Origin of the sequence: Gordonia malaquae NBRC 108250 (assembly GCF_000344135.1) — a bacterium.
Lineage (GTDB): Bacteria > Actinomycetota > Actinomycetes > Mycobacteriales > Mycobacteriaceae > Gordonia > Gordonia malaquae.
Genome location: NZ_BAOP01000040.1, coordinates 1 through 1,825 on the forward strand (window position 1 = coordinate 1; position 1,825 = coordinate 1,825).

The following is a 1,825-nucleotide window of genomic DNA, read 5'->3' on the forward strand; positions in this document are numbered from 1 at the left end:
ACCCTAGTGTGCCGCGGCAAGGAGATTGCTGTCGAGGTGAAAATCAAAGGCTATTTCCAGCCCCTGAACGGCTTTTACACCTGGTACGGCAGGATCGACAAGAACGATGCGCTCGACGCCCTCCTCGGGGGCAGGCGCACGGTTGCTGTCTTTGTGACACCACAGGGACGCGCCGAGTGCGTCGTGGGCGATCCTGATTTCTGGGATCGCTATCGCATCTCGGGCACGAGCAGGCCGCCGTACCACATCCCCACCACCCTGGAGGAAGTGGAGGCGATAGCAGAGAGCGAACATCACAGCTGACCGATCTGCGCAGCCGCCCTGGGGGCGTCCCCCAACAATCCAGTCTGAGAGGAAATTTGTACGTGGCCAGGCCGTCGATCATCCGGAACCGTCCATCGAGGCGTTCTGCCAGAACCGGTGAATACAGCGCTGTACTGGAAAAGGTCGCCTGGTTCACGCTGCGGCGCAAGGGGGTCGTGGCGTTGGTCTGGGTCGTGGTCGCGGTCGGCCTCGCAGTGCTGTTCCCGCAGCTGGAGTCGGTGATCCGACAGCAGTCGGTGGACCCGATACCCGCGAGCGTACCGTCATTCCAGACGCTCGACCGGATGGGTGAGGCGTTCAATGAGAAGGGGGCCAAGACCACCGTCTTCGTCGCCATGGAGAACGACGAGGGCTTTTCGGACACCACCCGCGCCCTATATGACGAATTGGTGACCACACTACGTGCGGACACAGAACACGTCATCGCGGTCCGCGACCTGCTCGGTGACCCGCTCACGGAGAGTCAGGCGTTGAGCAAGGACAAGAAGGCGTGGTATCTGCCTATCGGTGTCACCGGGACGTTGGGCGGGCCGGACGCTGCCGACGCGGTGGAAGCGGTCCGTGACACCACGGACGAGATCTTCGGTGGTACCGGCACAACTGTCCGGGTGACCGGTCCACCTGCCACGTTCACCGACCAGCTCGCGGTGGGTGAGACCGATCTGGTCGTGATCACGCTCGCCACGGTGCTGTTGATCGCCGGGATCCTACTGATCGTTTACCGATCGATCTTCACCGCTCTCATGCCGCTGCTGGTGGTCGGCATGAGCCTGGCAGTGGGCCGCGGGGTGCTCTCGGGTCTGGGCGAATTGGGCATGCCCGTGTCTCAATTCACCTCGATGTTCATGACAGTAATCATCTTCGGCGCCGGAGTCGACTACTCCGTATTCCTCATAAGCCGGTATCACGAGGGCATCCGGGCGGGTGACACCCCGGACGTGGCCATTGCGAACGCCACCGCAACGATCGGTCGCGTGGTGCTCGCGTCCGCAGCGACAGTTGCCCTTGCCTTCTTGGCGATGGCGTTCGCCAAGCTCAGCGTGTTCAACACGCTCGGCCCGGCGTGCGCGATCTCCATCGCCTTCGGCTTCCTGGCAACCGTCACTCTGCTGCCCCCCGTGCTGTCGTTCGCGGCAAAGCGTGGCGCGGGGCTACCTCGTCGTGACCTCACCAGACGGTACTGGCATCGGGTGGGAACGGGGGTGATCCGGCGTCCGGTCCCGCTGCTCGCGGTGAGCCTGGTGGCACTGATCGCTCTCGGCCTCATCGCGACCACCATGACAATCACCTACGACGATCGGGAAGGTCAGCCGCCGGACACCGGAAGCAACGAGGGATACGCGCTGCTGAACCGGCACTTTCCCAAAGACACCATCATCTCCGAATTCCTTCTGGTGGAGTCGAACAAAGACATGCGCACCGGCCAGGGACTGGCCGATCTTGAACAGATGGCGTCGCGCGTCGCGCAGACTCCCGGTGTCACCCGCGTTATCGGGGTGAC

Annotated in this window: 2 protein-coding genes; both read left to right on the forward strand. The window is 63.1% G+C overall.

The window, feature by feature from the left end; genetic code table 11:
* Positions 1-303: DUF4873 domain-containing protein (locus GM1_RS18865; protein WP_008381548.1), on the forward strand; the 303-nt coding region annotated here is incomplete at its 5' end.
* A gap of 62 nt (positions 304-365) precedes the next feature.
* The coding region (locus GM1_RS18870; RefSeq protein WP_008381550.1) for an MMPL family transporter at positions 366-1,825 on the forward strand (1,460 nt) is incomplete at its 3' end.